The organism is Alistipes sp. cv1, assembly GCF_900240235.1.
GTDB classification, from domain to species: domain Bacteria; phylum Bacteroidota; class Bacteroidia; order Bacteroidales; family Rikenellaceae; genus Alistipes_A; species Alistipes_A hominis.
The window spans coordinates 65,599-82,458 of sequence record NZ_OEPW01000005.1 but is presented as its reverse complement, the minus strand read 5'-3'; the positions used below and the strand labels follow the sequence as shown (position 1 = coordinate 82,458).

Below are 16,860 nucleotides of genomic sequence, written 5' to 3'. Positions count from 1 at the left end.
GAACTGCAAGCGTCGGCCGACTTTTCTGTTTACCGGTTTTTGCGGTAGCTCAGCACGGCCCATAAGTTGATCGTCACCGTGAAGACGGCCAGCGCTGAGAACTGCGTCAGCAGATCGGCGAATCCGCTCCCTTTGAGGTAAATCATTCGCATGATCTGGATGAAGTACCGCAGCGGATTGAACAGCGTGATCTTTTGCGCCCAGCCCGGCATGCTACTGATCGGGGTGAACAGTCCGCTCATCAGAATCAGCACGATCATGAAAAAGAACATCACGAACATTGCCTGCTGCATCGTGTCGGAAGTGTTCGATACGAGCAGGCCGAGGCCCGACACGGTCAGCACGTACAGCGCCATCCCGGCGTAGATCGTCAGCAGGTTGCCCGCCGGTACGAGCCCGTAGACGAGCCATGCCAATACGAAACTGATCGACAGCACGACGAATCCGATTACCCAATACGGAATCAACTTGGCGAGGATGAACTGGAATTTGCCGACCGGCGACACGTTGATCTGTTCGATCGTCCCGATCTCTTTTTCGCTGACGATGTTCAGCGCCGGCATGAATCCGCAGACGATCGTCAGCAGCATTACCATGAGCGCCGGAACCATATAGACTTGGTAATTCAAATGCGGATTGAACTTGTACTGCGGGGTGATCCGAACGGCCGGCGCGGCCGAAATCCGAGACTGCGCGGCGGTTTCGTTGCGCAAGTCGGCCGAGAAGTCGTTCACGATGGCGGTGAGGTACGAACTGCCCAGTCCCCCCTTCGTTCCGTTGACCGCATTGGCCGCAATGAGCACCTGCGCGGCGCCTTCGGTAGTCAGCTTGCGTTCGAATTTTTCCGGGATTTCGAGGATGATGTCGGTTTGTCCCGATTCGACGCCTTCCATCGCTTCTTCGTACGAGGACGCGACGTCGACGAGGTTGAAATAGGCCGACGCCGAGGCTTTTTCGGTCAGTCGCCCGGAGTAGGCCGAGCGGTCGTTGTCGACGACGGCCAGGTTGATGTTGCGTACCTCCATACTGGCCGCCCACGGCAGTACCAGCATTGTCAGGCACGGCATGAACAGGATCAGCCGGGGCAGGAACGAGTTGCGGCGGATCTGTTTGAACTCTTTTTCGATCAGGTATTTCAACATGGCTATTCGAGTCTGTATTTGAATTTCTTAAGACTTACGACGACCAGCACGACGGCCATTGCGCTGAGGATCGCCACCTCTTTGAGCGCGTAGGTGATGCCGAGTCCTTCGATCATCACTTTTTTGACCGCTTCGATGTACCAGCGCGCCGGGATAACGGCCGACAGTCCCTGTAATACGCCCGGCATACTTTCGATCGGAAACATCATGCCCGAGAGCAGCGTGGTGGGCATCATCAGCACCATCCCCGAAGCGAGCATCGCGGCTACCTGCGTTTTGACGAGTGTCGAGATCAGCAATCCGAGCGCCAGTGCCGTGATGACGAACAGCAGTGAGATCACCGACAGCCAGAACAGGCTGCCCGCTACCGGAACCTGCAGGATGTAAACCGCTACGAGAATGATCGTCGCCAGGTTTACGGCCGACAGCGCGAGGTAGGGGACGGCTTTGGCGAGGATGATGTAGATCGGTCGCATCGGCGACACGAGCAGCACTTCCATCGTTCCGCGCTCTTTTTCGCGAACGATCGAAATGGCCGTCATCATCGCGCAGATCAGCATCAGGATCATACCCATCACGCCCGGCACGAAGTTGTACGCCCCTTTCATTTGCGGATTGTACAGCAGTTTCACTTCCGGAACGATTTGTAGCGGGGCGGGGGTGCCGGCCGAAAGCTCGGCCTGGTATGCGGCCAGGATGTTCGATGCGTAACTTGTCACCAGCGTCGCGGTGTTCGGGTCGGTTCCGTCGCAGATCAACTGGACGTTCCCCGTTCCGCCGTGCAGCAGGTTTTGTTGGAAATTCTCCTCGAAGACCAGCGCGAGGTCGGCCCGGTTCGAACGGAACGCTTCCTCGATCTGTTGCGGGGTGCGGAGCGTTTCGACCAACGAGAAGTAGCGGTTTGCGTCGAAACGCTCTACGATCCGCCGTGTGGCGTCATCGTTCGACGGGTCGTAGACGGCCAGCCGGACGTTGTTGACGTCTGTCGAGATAGCGAATCCGAACAGGATGATCTGCACGATCGGCATTACCAGCAGAATCAGCACCGTGCGGCTGTCGCGCAGGATGTGGCAGAACTCTTTATAGACGAAAGACAGAAATTGTTTCATGGCGTTATTCTCCCCGTTTAGCTTCGCGGGCGAGGCGGTGGAACACCTCGTCCATATTCGGCGCGTCGAAAGTTCGTTTCAGGTTGGCCGGAGTATCCAGCGCCCGGATCGCCCCGTCGACCATGATCGAGACGCGGTTGCAGTACTCCGCCTCGTCCATGTAGTGCGTCGTGACGAAAACCGTGATGCCCCGTTCCGACGCGTCGTAGATCAGCTCCCAGAACTGCCGCCGCGTAGCCGGATCGACCCCTCCGGTCGGCTCGTCGAGGAAGACGATGCGCGGCTCGTGGAAGATCGCTACCGAGAAAGCCAGTTTCTGCTTCCAGCCGAGCGGCAGTGCGCTCACCAGCGTGTTGCGTTCTTCGGCGAATCCGAGCCGGCGCAGCACCCGGTCGGTCTTTTCGGCGATCTGCCGGCTTCCCATGCCGTAGATGCCGCCGAACAGCCGGATGTTTTCCCACACTTTCAGGTCTTCGTACAGCGAAAAGCGCTGGCTCATGTAGCCGATGTTGCGTTTGATCTGCTCGCTTTGGCGCACGATGTCGAACCCGGCGACCGTACCGCCGCCCTCGGTCGGGCGGCTCAGGCCGCACAGCATCCGCATTGCGGTCGTTTTGCCGGCGCCGTTCGCGCCGAGGAATCCGAAGATCTCGCCGCGCCCGACCTCGAAACTGATGCGGTCGACCGCCGTGAAGCTGCCGAACCGCTTGGTCAGTCCTTTCGTTTCGATTACTTTATCATTCATTGGTACGGTCCAGTTTCATGTAACAATCTTCGATACCCGGTTCGATCGCCTCGATCCGCAGATTGCGGTATCCTTCCGCGGTCAGGTAAGCGGCCAGTTGCTTTTCGGTCAGCGTCGCGTCGGGCGTCGCGTGGTGCGTGTCGCCGAACGCGAAGGCCGAGGTGATCTGCGGATGACGGCGCAGCGTTTTCAGCATGGCCGGCATCCGGTCGCCCGATACGGCCCACAGCCGCTCTCCGAATTTTTCGATGATGCGTTTCGGCGTGTCTATATCGAGGAACCGGCCGCCGCGGATCAGCGCGATCCGGTCGCAGCGCGACGCCTCGTCCATATAGGGCGTCGATACGAGGATCGTGATGCCCTGGCAGCGCAGTTTGGCGAGCATCTCCCACAGTTCCTTGCGCGATACCGGGTCGACGCCGGTCGTCGGCTCGTCGAGGAACAATACCGACGGTTTGTGGATCAGCGCGCAACTGAGCGCTAGTTTCTGCTTCATCCCGCCCGAAAGCGCTCCGGCCCGCCGCGTGCGGAACGGTTCGATCTGACTGTAAATGTCGCGGATCAGGTCGTAGTTCGCCTCGATGGTCGTCCCGAAAAGCGTTGCGAAAAAGCGCAGGTTCTCTTCGACGCTCATGTCCTGGTACAGCGAGAACCGTCCCGGCATGTAACCGACCCGCCGCCGGATCTGTTTGTAGTCGGCCGCCACGTCGAGTCCGTCGACCGTCGCCCGGCCGCTGTCGGGCAGCAGCAACGTCGTCAGGATGCGGAACAGTGTCGTCTTGCCGGCCCCGTCTGGGCCGATAATTCCGAAGATCTCGCCGCGTTGCGCATCGAAGCTCACTCCGCGCAGCGCTTCGATGCGCCCGTAGCTTTTCGTGAGGTCGCGTATGGTTACTGCGGAAGCCATTATTCGGAGAATTTGACGTCGGCGTACATGCCGATTTTCAGCAGGCCGTCGTTGTGGACGGCGATTTTGACCGGATAGACCAGGTTCGCGCGTTCGTCGCGGGTTTGGATCGTTTTCGGCGTGAACTCGGCTTTGTCCGAGATCCAGATCACTTCGCCGTCGTATTCGCGGCTGCCTTTGTCGCCCGAATCGGCGAACACGCGCACCCTGTCGCCGAGTTTCAGGCCTGTCAGTTGGCCCGATGTGATGTAGGCGCGGAGTTCCATGCGATCGACGTCGGCGATCTTGAACAGCGGTTTGCCTTGGGCGGTCACTTCGCCCGTTTCGGCGTATTTGACCAGTACCGTCCCGTCGATCGGGTTTACGATGCGGCATTTGGCGAGCTGGTCTTCGATCTGAGCCACCTGGATTTCGATGGCCGAGCTCTCTTCGTTGACGCCGCGGTTGCTGTTTTCGAGCGTCGAGAGCTGCGCTGCGAGCTGTTTTTCGAGTACGGCGATCTGCGCGTCGATATCGTCCAGTTGTTTGGTGTTCGCGGCGTCGGCTTTCAGCAGGTTTTCGACGCGCCGTTTTTCGCGCTGCTGCGTGGCGATCTGCTGTTGCGTGGCGGCGATCTGTTTGCCGATGTCGGACGTGCGGCTGCGCGTCGCCCCGAGCTGTTTTTGGAGTTGCAGCTTTTTCAGGTAGAGCTGGACGCTGTCGACCGTGCCGACGGTTTGTCCGGCCGCGAGCCGCCGGCCTTCTTCCACGCCGAACGAAGTAATTCGTCCGTTGGCTTCCGAGGATACGATCACTTCGGTCGCCTCGAACGTCCCGGAGGCGTCGTAACCGTTTTTATTGCCGCCGCAGGCCGTCGCCCCGGCGCAAAGCGCGAGAATCAGAAATCGTTTCATATCAGTTGTTGGTTATATTTTTCAGGTTGTATGTCGTCATGATCAGTTGCATCCGGTGCAACGCGCGGTTCTGCCGTGCCGTTTCGGCTTTGGTTACCTCCTGCATGTAGTCGGTAACGCTCATCGTGCCCTCCGCGACCTTCGCCTCCGACGCGCGTTTGATATTGTCGCGCAGCGCTACGATCCGGTCGTCGTCGGAGAGCGTGCGGCGGTATTTTTCGAGTTCGCTTTGCGAGGATTCGACCTGCTGGTTCGTATTGAACAGGAACGTTTCGCGTTGTGTGCGGAGCGCGTTGCGCGCGACGTCTATCTTGGCCGCGTCGCTTTTATGCGTGTAATAATTGCCGAAATTCCATGAAAACCGCACGCCGCCGATCGCGAATGCTTTGAATTTGTCTTGCAGCATGTTCAGTCCCGGTTTGCCGTAGGCTCCCTGTACGAACAGACCGAGGGTCGGGCGGTTCCGGGCGTTCAACTGTTTCAGTTGGGCGTCCAGCAGCGTGTTGCGGGCGTCGAGCAGGCGCAGCTCCGGACGGTTCACGTCGGTAGGCGCCGGCTCGCTTCCGACTTCCGGGCAGATCAGTTCGGCGCTGTCGGCGTTTTCGCCGATGAAGGCTCCCAGCATCTGCCGGTACGCGCGGTTGGTCGCTTCTAGCGAGACGCGCTGCTGTCGGTTCGAGAGCTGTTCGACCTGCACCGCGTCGAGGTCGGCTTGGTTGGCGACCCCGTTCTCGATGAAGCTGCTTATTTTGCGGTAGTTGCGTTCGAGCTCCTCGTCGTACAGCCGGTTCAGTTCCAGTTGTTCCTCGGTCAGTAGAATGCCGAAGAACAGCGAATTGACCCGTTCGCGGATCGCGTACATATCGACCTGCTGCTGTTGCAGGTCGACTTCGGCGGACGCTTTGACATTCTGTTTTTTCGCACGGATGTTCCCGCCGTCCCAGATTACCTGGTTCACCTCGGCTACGACCTGATACTGGTCTTTGCTGAGGGTCGGGATGTCGATGCCCGGCAACGAGAACGGGATTTTCGTCACGTCGGTCTGGTAAGAGGCTTTGGCCGACAGCGACAACTGAGGCAGGTAGCCTTTGTTGGCGTTTTCCAGGTCGTACTGTTCCGATTGTCGGATCAGTCCGTACTGGGCCACGAGCGGATAGTTGGCCTGCGCTTTCTGCTGGCAGGCGTCGATGGTCAGTTGCGCCTGTGCCGGCAAAGTTCCGAAACCGACGGCCAGCAGCAGGATGGATCGGATTATTTTCATCGTTTTACTGAATTTATGCATGAGTGAAGTGAAGGTTTTCCGATGTTTTACGGCTTGAGGCTTTGCAGGATGATTTTCACGTTCTCCTCTTTGCGGTGCTCGAGGAAGCCGTCCATCGCTTCGTCCGTCAGGCCGAGAATGTTCTGCAGTACCGGTCGGACCAGGAACGTGGCGAGATTCAGCGACAGCGCGCTGAACATCAGGTCGAGCGCATTGGTTTCGCGGACTCGTCCCTGCGCGATCTCTTTTTGCAGATCTTGTTCGAATGTAGCGTAAACGCTCAGCGGCAGTTCGCCGATGCTGTCGCGCAGCGATGCGATCCGTTCCGGGTTCGTCGTGATCTCGTTGATGACCAGAAAGGGGATTTTCGGATTCTTTTTCAGGATTTCGAAATGCGCTTCGATTTTGCGCCGCAGTTTCTCTTCGAAAGTTCCGCCTTCCCGGTCGATCGAAAATATGTTCGAGATCAGCATCCGTATTTTCTGTTCGAAAATTTTCTCGAAAAGGTTCTCTTTCGTGCGGAAATAGTAATGAACGAGCGCCTGGTTGCAGCCCGCTTCCCGGGCGATCTCGGTCGTTGAGGTCAGTGCGAACCCTTTGTCGAGGAACAGCCGTTCGGCCGCCCGCAGGATCGCCTGTTCCATCGGTTCGGTTTCGTTTTTCGCCGTTTTTTCCGTCTGTTTCATGTGTTAATAGTTTAATTTAATATATCTATTAATACCGCAAATGTAGGAATAAATACGAACCTTGCAAATTTCAACGCTGTTTTTTTGTGGATAAATCGTTCAATGTATTTATAATGAATGCTTTGAATCTGTGTGTTTCCGGGCTCTACGCAAACGGGCCGGAATATGTGCCGGCAGCCGGCAAACGGCGCGACTTACCGTATTTCAGGTTTCCGAAATCGTCGTCCGGTCTGTTGCAAGAATCAGACCTATATTGCTTTCTCGGGCCTTTTCGCTTTTGAACCGAGGCCGTTGCGGGTGTTGCGACCGGGGTTCTTCGCGTAAAAACGGAGCGGTAAGGCGGCCGGCGGAATTGCCGGAAAAATTTCTTTTAGTTATATTTGAAAGTACCCGGTCGGACGCATCGGGCGTTCTAACGTTATTCTATCGTTTATGAAAAGGTTTTTTTTGTGGTCGCTGACGCTCTTTTCGTTCGTTTTCGGAGCGGGCGTATGCAGCGGCGCTGCGGGCGGCGGAATCCGTCTGGACAAGGCGGCGTTTATGATCGACAGCGGGGATAAGATGAAAATCCGCCTGGCGGAGGCTCCTGCCGGCGGCGTGCAGTGGACGTCGAGCGATGAAAAGGTGGCGACGGTTTCCCGGAGCGGCGTGGTGACCGGCGTTTCGAAAGGCGATGCCGTAATTACGGCTTCAGCGGCCGGTTCGAAAGCCGAATGCATCGTGTCGGTCGGTTACGAGGGACAGAATCCGATCCTGCCGCCGACGTGGGGACTGTTTATCGCCGACGGCGAGCCGCACGTTTTCGACGGACGGATGTATATTTTCGGGTCGCGGGACGTGACGAACGGTTTTCTGCCGAACGGCGAACGGGATTTCTGTTCGACCGACTACCATGTGATCTATTCCGACGACCTGATCCACTGGACGGACGCGGGCGTCAGCATCTCGATCGACAGTATTCCGGCGGAGATCCGCGGAAATACGCGGCGGCTGTGGGCGCCGGACGTCTTCAAAAGCCCGACCGAAAAAGACAAGTATTACCTGCTGTTTTGCGGCAACGGCCAGCCGGTGTATATCGCCGAGGGGACGAGCCCGACAGGGCCTTTCGGCAACGTCCGACTCGTAACGCTGAACGGCGAGCCCATCCCGCAGATCGATCCGGGCGTACTGGTCGACGATGACGGCAAGGTGTACCTGGCGAGTCCGAAATTCTTTATCTGCCGGCTCGACCCGTCGGACTACTCGCGGGTGATGCCCGAAACCTGCCGCGACGTGACGCAGTATATGCCGGTCGGCGACGAGCCGTTCGAAGGGCCTTCGCTGCGGAAACGCAACGGCATTTACTATTACATCTATATTCAGAATAAAGGCAATATCGAACGCGACGGCGCGGTTCCGACGCTGATGGGGTATATGACGGCCGAAAATCCGCTCGGCCCGTATACCTACCGCGGCGTGATCGTTACCAATTACGATTATCCGGCTTCCGGAAACATACACGGCTCGATCGAACCGTTCGACGGACAGTGGTACGTGTCGTACCATATGCCGGTGTCGGAGCTCGGTCTGACCCGTGCCGCCTGCCTCGACCGGATCGAATTCGACGATGACGGGACGATCCGGCGGGCCGAGCCGACTTCGTCCGGCGTAAAGGGCTGTTTCGTACCGGGCGAACGGATCCGCAGCTCCAGCGGGGTCGTCTATTCGGGCGGCCGTAACGACCGCAGGCTGGTGACGCGGCGCGAGCCGACCGCCAATCCGTATGTTTTCCGGTATGTCGGTTATCCGTACACTTTTTACAACGAGCCGGGACAGTGGATCGGATACCGTTTTATGGATTTCTCACCGGAAATTTCGACAGTCGGCATGAGCGTCTGCACCGAAGCCGCCGGCGGGTCGCTCGAAATTCGCCGGGGCTCTGCGGACGGGGAGTTGATCGCCGCCGTCGATCTGCCGAATACCGACGGCGAATGGAAGAAGGTCGAAGCCCCGGCTTCCGTAACCCGCGACGGGAAGGATGCGTTCTATATCTTTCTGAAGACGAAGCCCGGCAGCGGGGATGTTCGGGTCGATTGGCTGGAATTCGGCGCGCGGCGGTAATTTTTTCGACGGACGACCTCTGTCCGGCAACCGGCGTATTCGGCCGGAATATATCTTATGAAAACGCTCCCGTTGCGAACAGTTTCTTCGCAACGGGAGCGTTTGGCGGAAGCGCGTTTCGGTCAGCTCTTTTTGGCCAGCGAGAACAGGAATTCGAGTCCCCCTTCTTTCCGGTTTTTGGCCGAGATGCGTCCTTTGTGGTACAATACCGAGTTGCGGACGATCGACAGTCCGAGTCCCGATCCTCCGTTTTTGCGACTCCGACCTTCGTCGACCCGGTAGAAACGGACGAATATTTTTTCCAGATCGGCCTCCGGTACGCCGCAGCCGTTGTCGTGGAACGAGAAGTAGTAGAAATCGTCGTCCTCGGCGTATTGCTCGATCGTGATCGTGACGCCTTCGCCGGCGTAATTGACCGCATTGTCGGTCAGGTTCCAGAAGATCGAGTAAAGCAGCGTGTGGTTTCCTTCGACCGTCGTTCCGCGGCCGATGCGGTCGACGATCTGCACGCGGTGAGCGTCCAGCGTATTTTTATGGTCGGCGATCACCTCTTCGACGACCTGTTTCAGGTCGACCGGTTTGCGCTCGAACAAGTCGGTCGCCTCTTCGATCTTGGTGATCAGCGCGACGTCGCGGATCAGGTCGGACAGTCTCAATGCCTGGGTATAAGCCCGGTCGAGAAAGAAGCGCTGTTTGTCCGGACTGATCTCGTGCTGTTGCAGCAGGGTTTCGAGGTATCCCCGGATGCTGGTGACGGGGGTTTTCAGTTCGTGCGCGATGTTGTTGGTCATCTCCTGTTTCAGCAGCCGGTTTTTCTCCTGCGCGGTGATGTTATCGAGCGTGATTTCGAAACTGTTGTCGTTGAAAATCAGCAGCCGGACGGCGAAATGACGGCCTTCCCGGGTAAGCTTGGTTTCGTAGATCGGGATCGAGGCCGACTGCGGGTTGACCGGCCGGTGCCGTTGCAGGAATTCGCGCAGGTCGCCGAAATCTTTGGCCCGGAGAATTGCGGTCGCGTCGGAGGTCGGTTCGTCGAGGATCGTGTTGAGGTGCTGTATGAAGTGCGAGTTCGCATAAATTTTGTCTCCGTCCGGCGAAAAGATGCAGATTCCCTCGTCCGAATAGTGGAAGTGGCGGATCAGTTTTTCACGTTCCGTATCGAGCAGGTTGCGGCTTTCGCGCAGCAGCCGGTAATTGGTGACGATGCGGTTGCCTATCTCGCCGAGTTCGGTATCCGGGAATCTGACCTTGTCGAAATCGGGACGGTTGTTCTCGGTCGAGACCAGAAAGTCGCGCAATCCGCTGACCGCCTTGCCGAAACGGTCGGACAGGTACAGCAACGAGATCAGCGCGACAAAGAAAAGCAGCAACATGAAATAAAGAAAGAAATCGTCCGCTTTCAGGCTCAGTTTCGCCGCGTTGTCGTAAGGCAGCGCCACCCGGACGAAATCGTTGCCGAACAGCCGCGCATAGTAATAATAAGTTTTTCCGGTGGTTGCCGAGTGCCGAATGTGGCTTCCGCCGCCGCGGATCAGCGCTTGGGCGATTTCGGGCCGCGACAGGTGGTTCTCGACGATCGGTTTTCCGTCGGAGCCGTTGTCGAACAGCACGTTGCCGCGCCGGTCGATGATGCTTATCCGCAGATCCCGGGGCAGCAGCGGCAGCAGGCTGTCAAGCCGGGACATCGAATCCGGAGCGGTCAGATGGTTTTCGGCGATGTATTTCGAGATCAGCGTCGCGTAAACGTCCATTCCCCGTTTGAACTCGTCGTTTCTGAAGGTTCGTTCGCGGTTTTGCTGGACGAAGACGACGATCGCCGCGAAAACGGCGAATACGATCAGGAAGTAAAAAAACAGTTTTTTTCGATAGCTCAGGCGCATGGCGGTATCGGTTATCGGGTTAAAATTCGATGCAGTATCCATATCCGGAACGGTTCGTCAGGCGTTCGCCGAAAGTTCCCAGTTTTTTACGCAGCCGTGTGATGTGCACGTCTACGGTGCGTTCGAGCACGTAGGACTCCTTTTTCCAGACGCGTTCGAGAATATCCTCCCGCGAAAAAACCTTGTTCGGAGTCCGCGCCAGCGTCATAAGGATTTCGAACTCCTTTTTGGTCAGCAGGATGTGTTCGTTGCCGAGCGTCGCGCTCTTGGTTTCGGGATCGATCGTCAGTTCGCCCAGTTCGATCGTACGGTTCGTATCGGCCGGCGCTGCGGCGCTCCGTTTCAGCACGGCCTTTACGCGGGCCGTCACTTCCTTGATCGAGAACGGTTTCGGAATGTAGTCGTCCCCTCCGAGGCTGAATCCGGTGAGCAGGTCGTTTTCGGTGTCCTTGGCCGTCAGGAAGACGATCGGAACTTGCAGTTTCTGCTCCTTGCGCACCTTTTCTGCCATCCGGAATCCCGACATCCCTTCCATCATCACGTCCAGCAGGATCAGGTCGTAGCCGTCCGGCAGCATTTTCAGGGCCTGCTCGGCCGATTCGGCCGTTTCGACGGCGAACCCTTCGCATTCGAGGTTGAAGCGCAGGATCTCGCACAGATCCTGTTCGTCGTCCACGACCAGTATTTTCTCGCGTTTTGCCATTTTTACAACAGGTTTTTGTCCGTGTGCTTGATGTCTTTCCCTTCGGTAACGAAAATCACCGCCTCGGCGATGTTCGTCGCCTGGTCGCCGATGCGTTCGAGGTTGTTCGCGATGCCGAAAACCGACAGCATCCCTTCCATCTCTTCGGCCGTCAGCGTCCGCTGGGTTCCCGTGCTTTTCAACTCGCCGGAAATCCGCCGCCACCATTCGTCCACGCGGTCGTCGCTGCGGATCACTTCGCGCGCCAGCCGTTCGTCGCTGCAGTTCATCGCAAAAATAACGTTTTTCACCATATCCGCCGCCAGGTCGAACATTTTGAGCAGTCCGTCGCTTTTGCGGCGGTACAGTCCGGTGCTGACGGCCGTGCCGCCGGTGAATTCGTAGACGTTGTGGATCAGGTCGCCGATGCGCTCCAGATTCGAGGTCGTATCGTAGCAGGCCATGATGATCCGCAGGTTCGAGGCGCGCGGCGCGTGCAGTACGATCACGTTGACCACTTCGTCGCGGATCGAGACTTCCAGGCCGTCGATCGCGCTTTCGTTGCGGTTCAGTTCGTCGCGCAGTTCGGCGGACGAATTTCCCGCGAGCAGTTGCCGGGTGATGGAGAGTTGTCTCAGGATGAGTTCGGTTAGCCGGTCGAACTGGTCGCCTACCGGTTTTAAAACGGTGTCTTTCAATCGGTTCATAATAGGTGTGTTTTTATCCGAACTGGCCGGAGAGGTACTCTTCGGTCCGTTTGTCTTTCGGTGTGGTGAACAGGGTTTGCGTGCGGCCGGATTCGACCAGCTCGCCGAGGTACATAAACAGCGAGTAGTCCGAGATCCGCGCCGCCTGCGCCATATTGTGCGTCACGATGACGATCGTGAACTCTTTTTTCAGTTCGAGCATCAGCTCTTCGACGCGGTGCGTCGCGATCGGGTCGAGCGCCGAGGTCGGTTCGTCCATCAGCAGCACTTCGGGTTTCAGCGCGATCGCGCGGGCGATGCACAGCCGTTGCTGCTGTCCGCCGGAGAGGAATCCTCCTTTGCGGAACAGCGAATCGCGCACTTCGCTCCAGAGTCCGACGCTCGTAAGGCTCGTTTCGACGATCTCGTCCTTCTGCGCTTTCGACAACCGGATGCCGTTCAGCTTGTATCCGGCCAGCACGTTGTCGTAAATGCTCATCGTCGGGAACGGGTTCGGCCGCTGGAACACCATGCCGGCCATCCGTCTCACCTCCATCGGATTCATTTTGAAGATATTTCGTTCGTCGAGCAGGATTTCGCCCGTCACGCGGATGTCCGGATAGAGCTCGTGCATACGGTTGATCGCCCGCAGCAGCGTGCTTTTACCGCAGCCCGACGGGCCCATGATCGCCGTGATCGTCCGTTCGAGGATGCCCGTCGTGACGTGTTTCACGGCCAGTTTTTCCGGAGTGTAGGCGACCGACAGGTCGTTTATTTGCAGTTTCAGATTTTCCATTTTGCAGCGATTCGTTTGGCAATGATATTCAGCACCAGCGTCAGGATCAGCAGCAGCAGCGAGCAGCCCCAGATCAGGTCGACGAGGTTCGGATCGTTGTAGAACTCCCAGATCAGCAGCGGAACGGCCGAAGTGGGGTGCAGCGGGTCGAAGTTCAGCGTTGCGCAGCCCAGCGCGGTCAGCATCAGCGGGGCGGTTTCGCCCATCGCCCGCGATACGGCCAGCAGGATGCCGGTGAACATCCCGCCGAAAGCCGACGGCACCAGAATACGCATCACGACCGAGCGGTAAGGCGCTCCGAGCGCCAGCCCGGCCTCTTTCAGCGGTGAGGGCAGCATATTCAGCGTCTCCTCGGTCGAGCGGACGATCAGCGGCAGCATGATTCCGGCAAGCGCCACGCTGCCGGCCAGCATCGAGTAACTGCCCAGCGGTACGACGATCCAGGCGTAGGCGATGATCCCGATCACGATCGACGGGGTGCCTTGCAGCAGTTCGGTCAGAAAACGTACGATGCCTGCGAACGCCGTTTTACGCTTTTCTGACAGGTAAACTCCTGCGAGAATCCCCGACGGGATCGCGATCAGCGCCGCGATCAGCGTCATCGACAGCGTGCCGAGGATGCCGTTCGCGATGCCTCCGGGGATCGACTCGCCGGCCGTTTTGGCCAGCATCGCGTCCAGCGTGCTCGGCGCGTTCTCGGTGAAGAACGACAGCGAGATCTGACGGTATCCCTTGCGTACCACTTCCCAGATAATCAGCAGCAGCGGGACGGCCGTGAGCAGTGAGAATCCGCAGACCACGTAGAAGAACGCCCGTTCTTTCGCCTTGCGGAACCGCGTCCGCGATTTAGGAACCGTTATCGTCATAGTTATCGGAATTTACGAAGAATGAGCCGCCCGATCAGGTTGATTACGGCGGTGATAATGAAAAGTAGCAGCCCGATGGCGACGAGCGAGCTGAGCTTCAGCCCGTCGGCCTCGCCGAACTGGTTGGCGATGACGCTGGCCATCGTGTTGCCGGTGGCGGTCAGGCCGGTCGGAATCAGGTTCGTGTTACCGATCAGCATCGTGACGGCCATCGTCTCGCCGAGCGCACGCCCGAGCGCCAGTACGTAACTGGCGAAAATACCCGACCCGGCGACCGGAAAGACGACGCGGCGGATCACGTCGAGCCGCGTTCCGCCGAGGCTGTACGCTCCTTCTTTCAGTTCGCGCGACACCATCGAGATAAACTCCGAACTGAGCGACGCGGCATACGGGATCACCATGATCGCCAGTACGACCGATGCGGTCAGGATGCCGAATCCCTGCGACGACAGTCCCAGGTCGACGATCACCGGCCGGATCACGTAGAATCCCCACAGCCCGTAGACGATCGACGGGATGCCGGCCAGCAGGTCGATCACCGTACCGATTACTTTCGCGATCCGCCGGCCCCGGAAATATTCGCCGGTGAAAAGGGCGACCGGCAGCGACAGCGGAAGGCAGAACAGCATGGCCAGCAGCGAAGTCAGCACGGTCCCCGCGATGAACGGCAGCGCCCCGTAGCTTTCGGAGCCGGTCTTCGGGTTCCAGTCCGACGAGGCGATGAAGCGGAAAAAGCCGAAATGGTCGAACGCCGGCGCCGCTCCGCTGATCAGCGAGTAGAACATTCCCCCGCAGATCAGTATGATGGCGGCCGCCGCCGCCAGCAGCAGTCCTTTGAAAATACGGTCGCGTGCGGCTGTGCGGATCATTACTTCAGCAGTTTTTCTCCTTTATACGTAACTGTGCCCAGTTGTGCGCGCCCGTTGTCGATCACCTGTTGCGGCAGCGGGGCGTAATTGACCTTGCCGGCCAGATCCTGCGCTTGGCTGCCGAGCATCCATCCGAGCAAGTCGACGAGGGCTTCGCTCTGTTCGCGGGTGCGCTTGTCGTAGCCTTGTTCCTTGTACAGCAGAATCCACGTAAAGCAACTGATCGGGTAAGCGTCCGCCGCGTCCGGATCGGTAATCATGCAACGCGTGTCGGTCGGCAGGTCGCCCGCGGCCGCTGCCGAGATGCTTTCGAGGGTCGGGTCGATGAAGCGGCCCGCCTTGTTTTGCAGGCTCGCGTAGCTGATATGCTGTGCAAAAGCGTATTCCGACCCGATGTAGCCGACGGCCCCTTCGGTCTGGCTGACTGTCCCCGATATGCCGGGATTGCCTTTGGCGGCGAGGCCGGCCGGCCATTCGAGCGATTTGCCGGCCCCGATCGTCTCTTTCCATGCGGGGCTTACTTTTGTCAGGTAATCGCTGAATACGAAAGTCGTGCCGCTGCCGTCGGAACGGTATACCGGATGGATCTCCAGATCGGGAAGCTGTACGCCGGGGTTGATCCCGCGGATGCGGGCGTCGTTCCAGCGGGTAATTTTACCCAGGTAGATATCGGCCACCAGTTCGCCGGTCAGTTTCAATTTTTCCACGCCCGGCAGGTTGTAGGCCATTACCACGGCGCCCATGCAGGTCGGGATGTGGATCACGCTGTCGGGCATCGCGGCCATTTCCGCATCGGTCAGGTAGGCGTCGCTGCCGGCGAAATCGACGATCCGGTCTTTCAGGCTGCGGATGCCGCCGCCGCTTCCGATACCGCCGTAGGAGACTTCCGCCGGAACGCTGTCGCGATAGGTCTTGAATGCAAGATTATAGTACGGCAGCGGGAACGTTGCGCCCGCGCCGGCCAGTTTTTCCCGGCCGCTCCCTTTCGGAGATTGTCCGCAGGCGGCCAGAACGGCGGCCAATGCGATGAGAATCAATTTTTTCACTTCTCGAAATTTTAGTCGTTAAATTGATGTTGCAATATTAGGGGTTTGTTGTTACGCTCCCGTTAAGCGATTGTTACGAAACGGTTACTTTGCGAAACGCCCTTTTTACGGCACTCTTTTCTAAGGCGTTGGTAATGCAAGGAACGGACCTCGGTTGACGGTTTTAGGTATCGGGGCTCTCTTTTTTCGCTTTTTCTGGGTATTTTTCCGCCGGGGCCGGTTTGCTACTTTTGCATCAAACGAAAAACAAATTTGGAAATGAAAGGAATATTTTACGGAAGCACTACCGGGACTACCGGTTCTTTGGCCGGCCGCATCGCGGAGGAGTTGGGAATCGCCGCGGCGGACGTGCACGATGTGGCCGGCGCGGCGGCGGATGCGGTTCAGCGTTACGATTGCCTGCTGCTGGGCTCCTCCACATGGGGATGCGGGGAGTTGCAGGACGATTGGTTCGGTTTTCTGGAAGGGCTCAAAGGGCAGGATCTGTCCGGGAAGAGCGTGGCACTGTTCGGATGCGGCGACAGCAGCATGTATCCCGATACGTTCTGCGACGCCGTCGGGATTCTGCGCGAGGAGCTCGCCGGGACGGGATGTCGGTTCGTCGGAGCCTACGCGCCGCAGAACTATTCCGTTACCGATTCGAAAGTGTGCGAGGACGGAAAGTTCGTCGGATTGGCTATCGACGAGGCGGACTCGGAAGCCGTTTCGTCGGAACACCTGAAGCAATGGATCGCGGTACTGAAAGAGGAAGGGGTATGAGCGAACAGGATTACGTCCGTTTCGGCGAACTGAAAATCTTCATGCACCAGATTTACGAATTCAAGAAAGGAGTTCGGAATCTGGTGCTCTGCACGATGTGCCCGACCTGTGCCGCGCTGGTGGCAGAACGGCTTCGGGGGCAGCGGATCGAGTACCTGATTCAGGAAGTGACGGACAATAAAGTGAACCTTTATTTCGGAAAACGCGCCTGTTTGGATGCGGTGCGGGCCTTTATCGACAAGCCGCTGAACCGGCTCACCCCGGAGCAGGATTTCATGCTGGGGGCCATGCTCGGTTACGATATCATCCAGCAGTGCGAACGCTTTTGCCGGCAGCGGAGCCGGTTCGCCCTATGACCGGCGGAGGCGGCGTGCCGGACTTCGCGTTTCCGGAGAAAAACGCTATCTTTACGCCGGATGCTCCCATCCGTCAA

17 protein-coding genes are annotated in these 16,860 nt (G+C 58.2%); 3 read left to right on the top strand and 14 right to left on the bottom strand.

All coding sequences use genetic code 11. From position 1 onward, the window contains the following. Nucleotides 1-29: 29 nt before the first annotated feature. The 7 genes from C1A08_RS08970 to C1A08_RS08940 are packed head-to-tail and all read right to left on the bottom strand — an operon-like array spanning nt 30 to nt 6,743. Entirely contained in the window at nt 30-1,142 is a 1,113-nt protein-coding gene (locus tag C1A08_RS08970) for an ABC transporter permease (protein WP_101572815.1), read from the bottom strand. A 2-nt stretch (nt 1,143-1,144) separates the two neighbouring features. Further along, nucleotides 1,145-2,251: an ABC transporter permease gene (locus tag C1A08_RS08965; protein ID WP_101572813.1), complete on the bottom strand. Its 1,107-nt coding sequence runs from the start codon at nt 2,249-2,251 to the stop codon at nt 1,145-1,147. Nucleotides 2,252-2,255: 4 nt separating this feature from the next. Further along, the gene (locus C1A08_RS08960) at nt 2,256-2,996 is read right to left on the bottom strand and encodes an ABC transporter ATP-binding protein (protein WP_101572811.1); all 741 of its coding nucleotides are present in this window, start codon (nt 2,994-2,996) and stop codon (nt 2,256-2,258) included. Beyond that, entirely contained in the window at nt 2,989-3,903 is a 915-nt protein-coding gene (locus C1A08_RS08955) for an ABC transporter ATP-binding protein (RefSeq protein ID WP_055204916.1), read from the bottom strand. Before C1A08_RS08955 ends, C1A08_RS08960 begins: the two co-directional genes overlap by 8 nt. After that, complete coding sequence (locus tag C1A08_RS08950; RefSeq protein WP_101572809.1) at nt 3,903-4,796, bottom strand: HlyD family secretion protein; 894 nt, start codon at nt 4,794-4,796, stop codon at nt 3,903-3,905. Before C1A08_RS08950 ends, C1A08_RS08955 begins: the two co-directional genes overlap by 1 nt. Before the next feature lies 1 nt (nt 4,797). Beyond that, nucleotides 4,798-6,057, bottom strand: a complete 1,260-nt coding sequence (locus C1A08_RS08945) for a TolC family protein (RefSeq protein WP_101573152.1) — start codon at nt 6,055-6,057, stop codon at nt 4,798-4,800. Nucleotides 6,058-6,104: 47 nt separating this feature from the next. Beyond that, complete coding sequence (locus tag C1A08_RS08940; protein WP_101572807.1) at nt 6,105-6,743, bottom strand: TetR/AcrR family transcriptional regulator; 639 nt, start codon at nt 6,741-6,743, stop codon at nt 6,105-6,107. Nucleotides 6,744-7,175: 432 nt separating this feature from the next. On the opposite strand from C1A08_RS08940, the gene C1A08_RS08935 reads away from it, so the two are divergent. After that, nucleotides 7,176-8,843: a family 43 glycosylhydrolase gene (locus C1A08_RS08935; protein WP_081032596.1), complete on the top strand. Its 1,668-nt coding sequence runs from the start codon at nt 7,176-7,178 to the stop codon at nt 8,841-8,843. A gap of 122 nt (nt 8,844-8,965) precedes the next feature. Here the strand turns inward: C1A08_RS08935 and C1A08_RS08930 are convergent, their stop codons facing one another. Genes C1A08_RS08930 through pstS form a run of 7 tightly spaced genes read right to left on the bottom strand, consistent with a single transcriptional unit; the run spans nt 8,966 to nt 15,668 of the window. Further along, nucleotides 8,966-10,765, bottom strand: coding sequence for a sensor histidine kinase (locus C1A08_RS08930; protein ID WP_257937090.1), 1,800 nt, complete (start codon nt 10,763-10,765; stop codon nt 8,966-8,968). Continuing rightward, nucleotides 10,743-11,426, bottom strand: coding sequence for a response regulator transcription factor (locus C1A08_RS08925; protein WP_101572805.1), 684 nt, complete (start codon nt 11,424-11,426; stop codon nt 10,743-10,745). Before C1A08_RS08925 ends, C1A08_RS08930 begins: the two co-directional genes overlap by 23 nt. A gap of 2 nt (nt 11,427-11,428) precedes the next feature. Beyond that, entirely contained in the window at nt 11,429-12,112 is a 684-nt protein-coding gene (locus tag C1A08_RS08920) for a phosphate signaling complex PhoU family protein (RefSeq protein WP_055204928.1), read from the bottom strand. A 13-nt stretch (nt 12,113-12,125) separates the two neighbouring features. Beyond that, entirely contained in the window at nt 12,126-12,887 is a 762-nt protein-coding gene (pstB, locus tag C1A08_RS08915) for a phosphate ABC transporter ATP-binding protein PstB (protein WP_055204930.1), read from the bottom strand. Further along, the gene (gene pstA / locus C1A08_RS08910; protein ID WP_055204932.1) at nt 12,875-13,753 is read right to left on the bottom strand and encodes a phosphate ABC transporter permease PstA; all 879 of its coding nucleotides are present in this window, start codon (nt 13,751-13,753) and stop codon (nt 12,875-12,877) included. Before pstA ends, pstB begins: the two co-directional genes overlap by 13 nt. A gap of 2 nt (nt 13,754-13,755) precedes the next feature. Beyond that, a complete protein-coding gene (gene pstC, locus C1A08_RS08905) occupies nt 13,756-14,622 on the bottom strand; it encodes a phosphate ABC transporter permease subunit PstC (protein ID WP_055204934.1) in 867 nt (288 codons plus the stop codon). Then, nucleotides 14,622-15,668: a phosphate ABC transporter substrate-binding protein PstS gene (gene pstS / locus C1A08_RS08900; RefSeq protein ID WP_055204936.1), complete on the bottom strand. Its 1,047-nt coding sequence runs from the start codon at nt 15,666-15,668 to the stop codon at nt 14,622-14,624. Before pstS ends, pstC begins: the two co-directional genes overlap by 1 nt. 258 nt (nt 15,669-15,926) lie before the next feature. Between pstS and C1A08_RS08895 the strand changes: the two genes are divergently transcribed. Together C1A08_RS08895 and C1A08_RS08890 are read left to right on the top strand one after the other, a co-directional pair. Further along, nucleotides 15,927-16,427, top strand: a complete 501-nt coding sequence (locus tag C1A08_RS08895) for a flavodoxin (RefSeq protein WP_055204938.1) — start codon at nt 15,927-15,929, stop codon at nt 16,425-16,427. Next, nucleotides 16,424-16,783, top strand: a complete 360-nt coding sequence (locus C1A08_RS08890) for a DUF2023 family protein (RefSeq protein ID WP_055204940.1) — start codon at nt 16,424-16,426, stop codon at nt 16,781-16,783. The genes C1A08_RS08895 and C1A08_RS08890 overlap by 4 nt, the downstream gene beginning before the upstream one ends. Nucleotides 16,784-16,860: the final 77 nt, after the last annotated feature.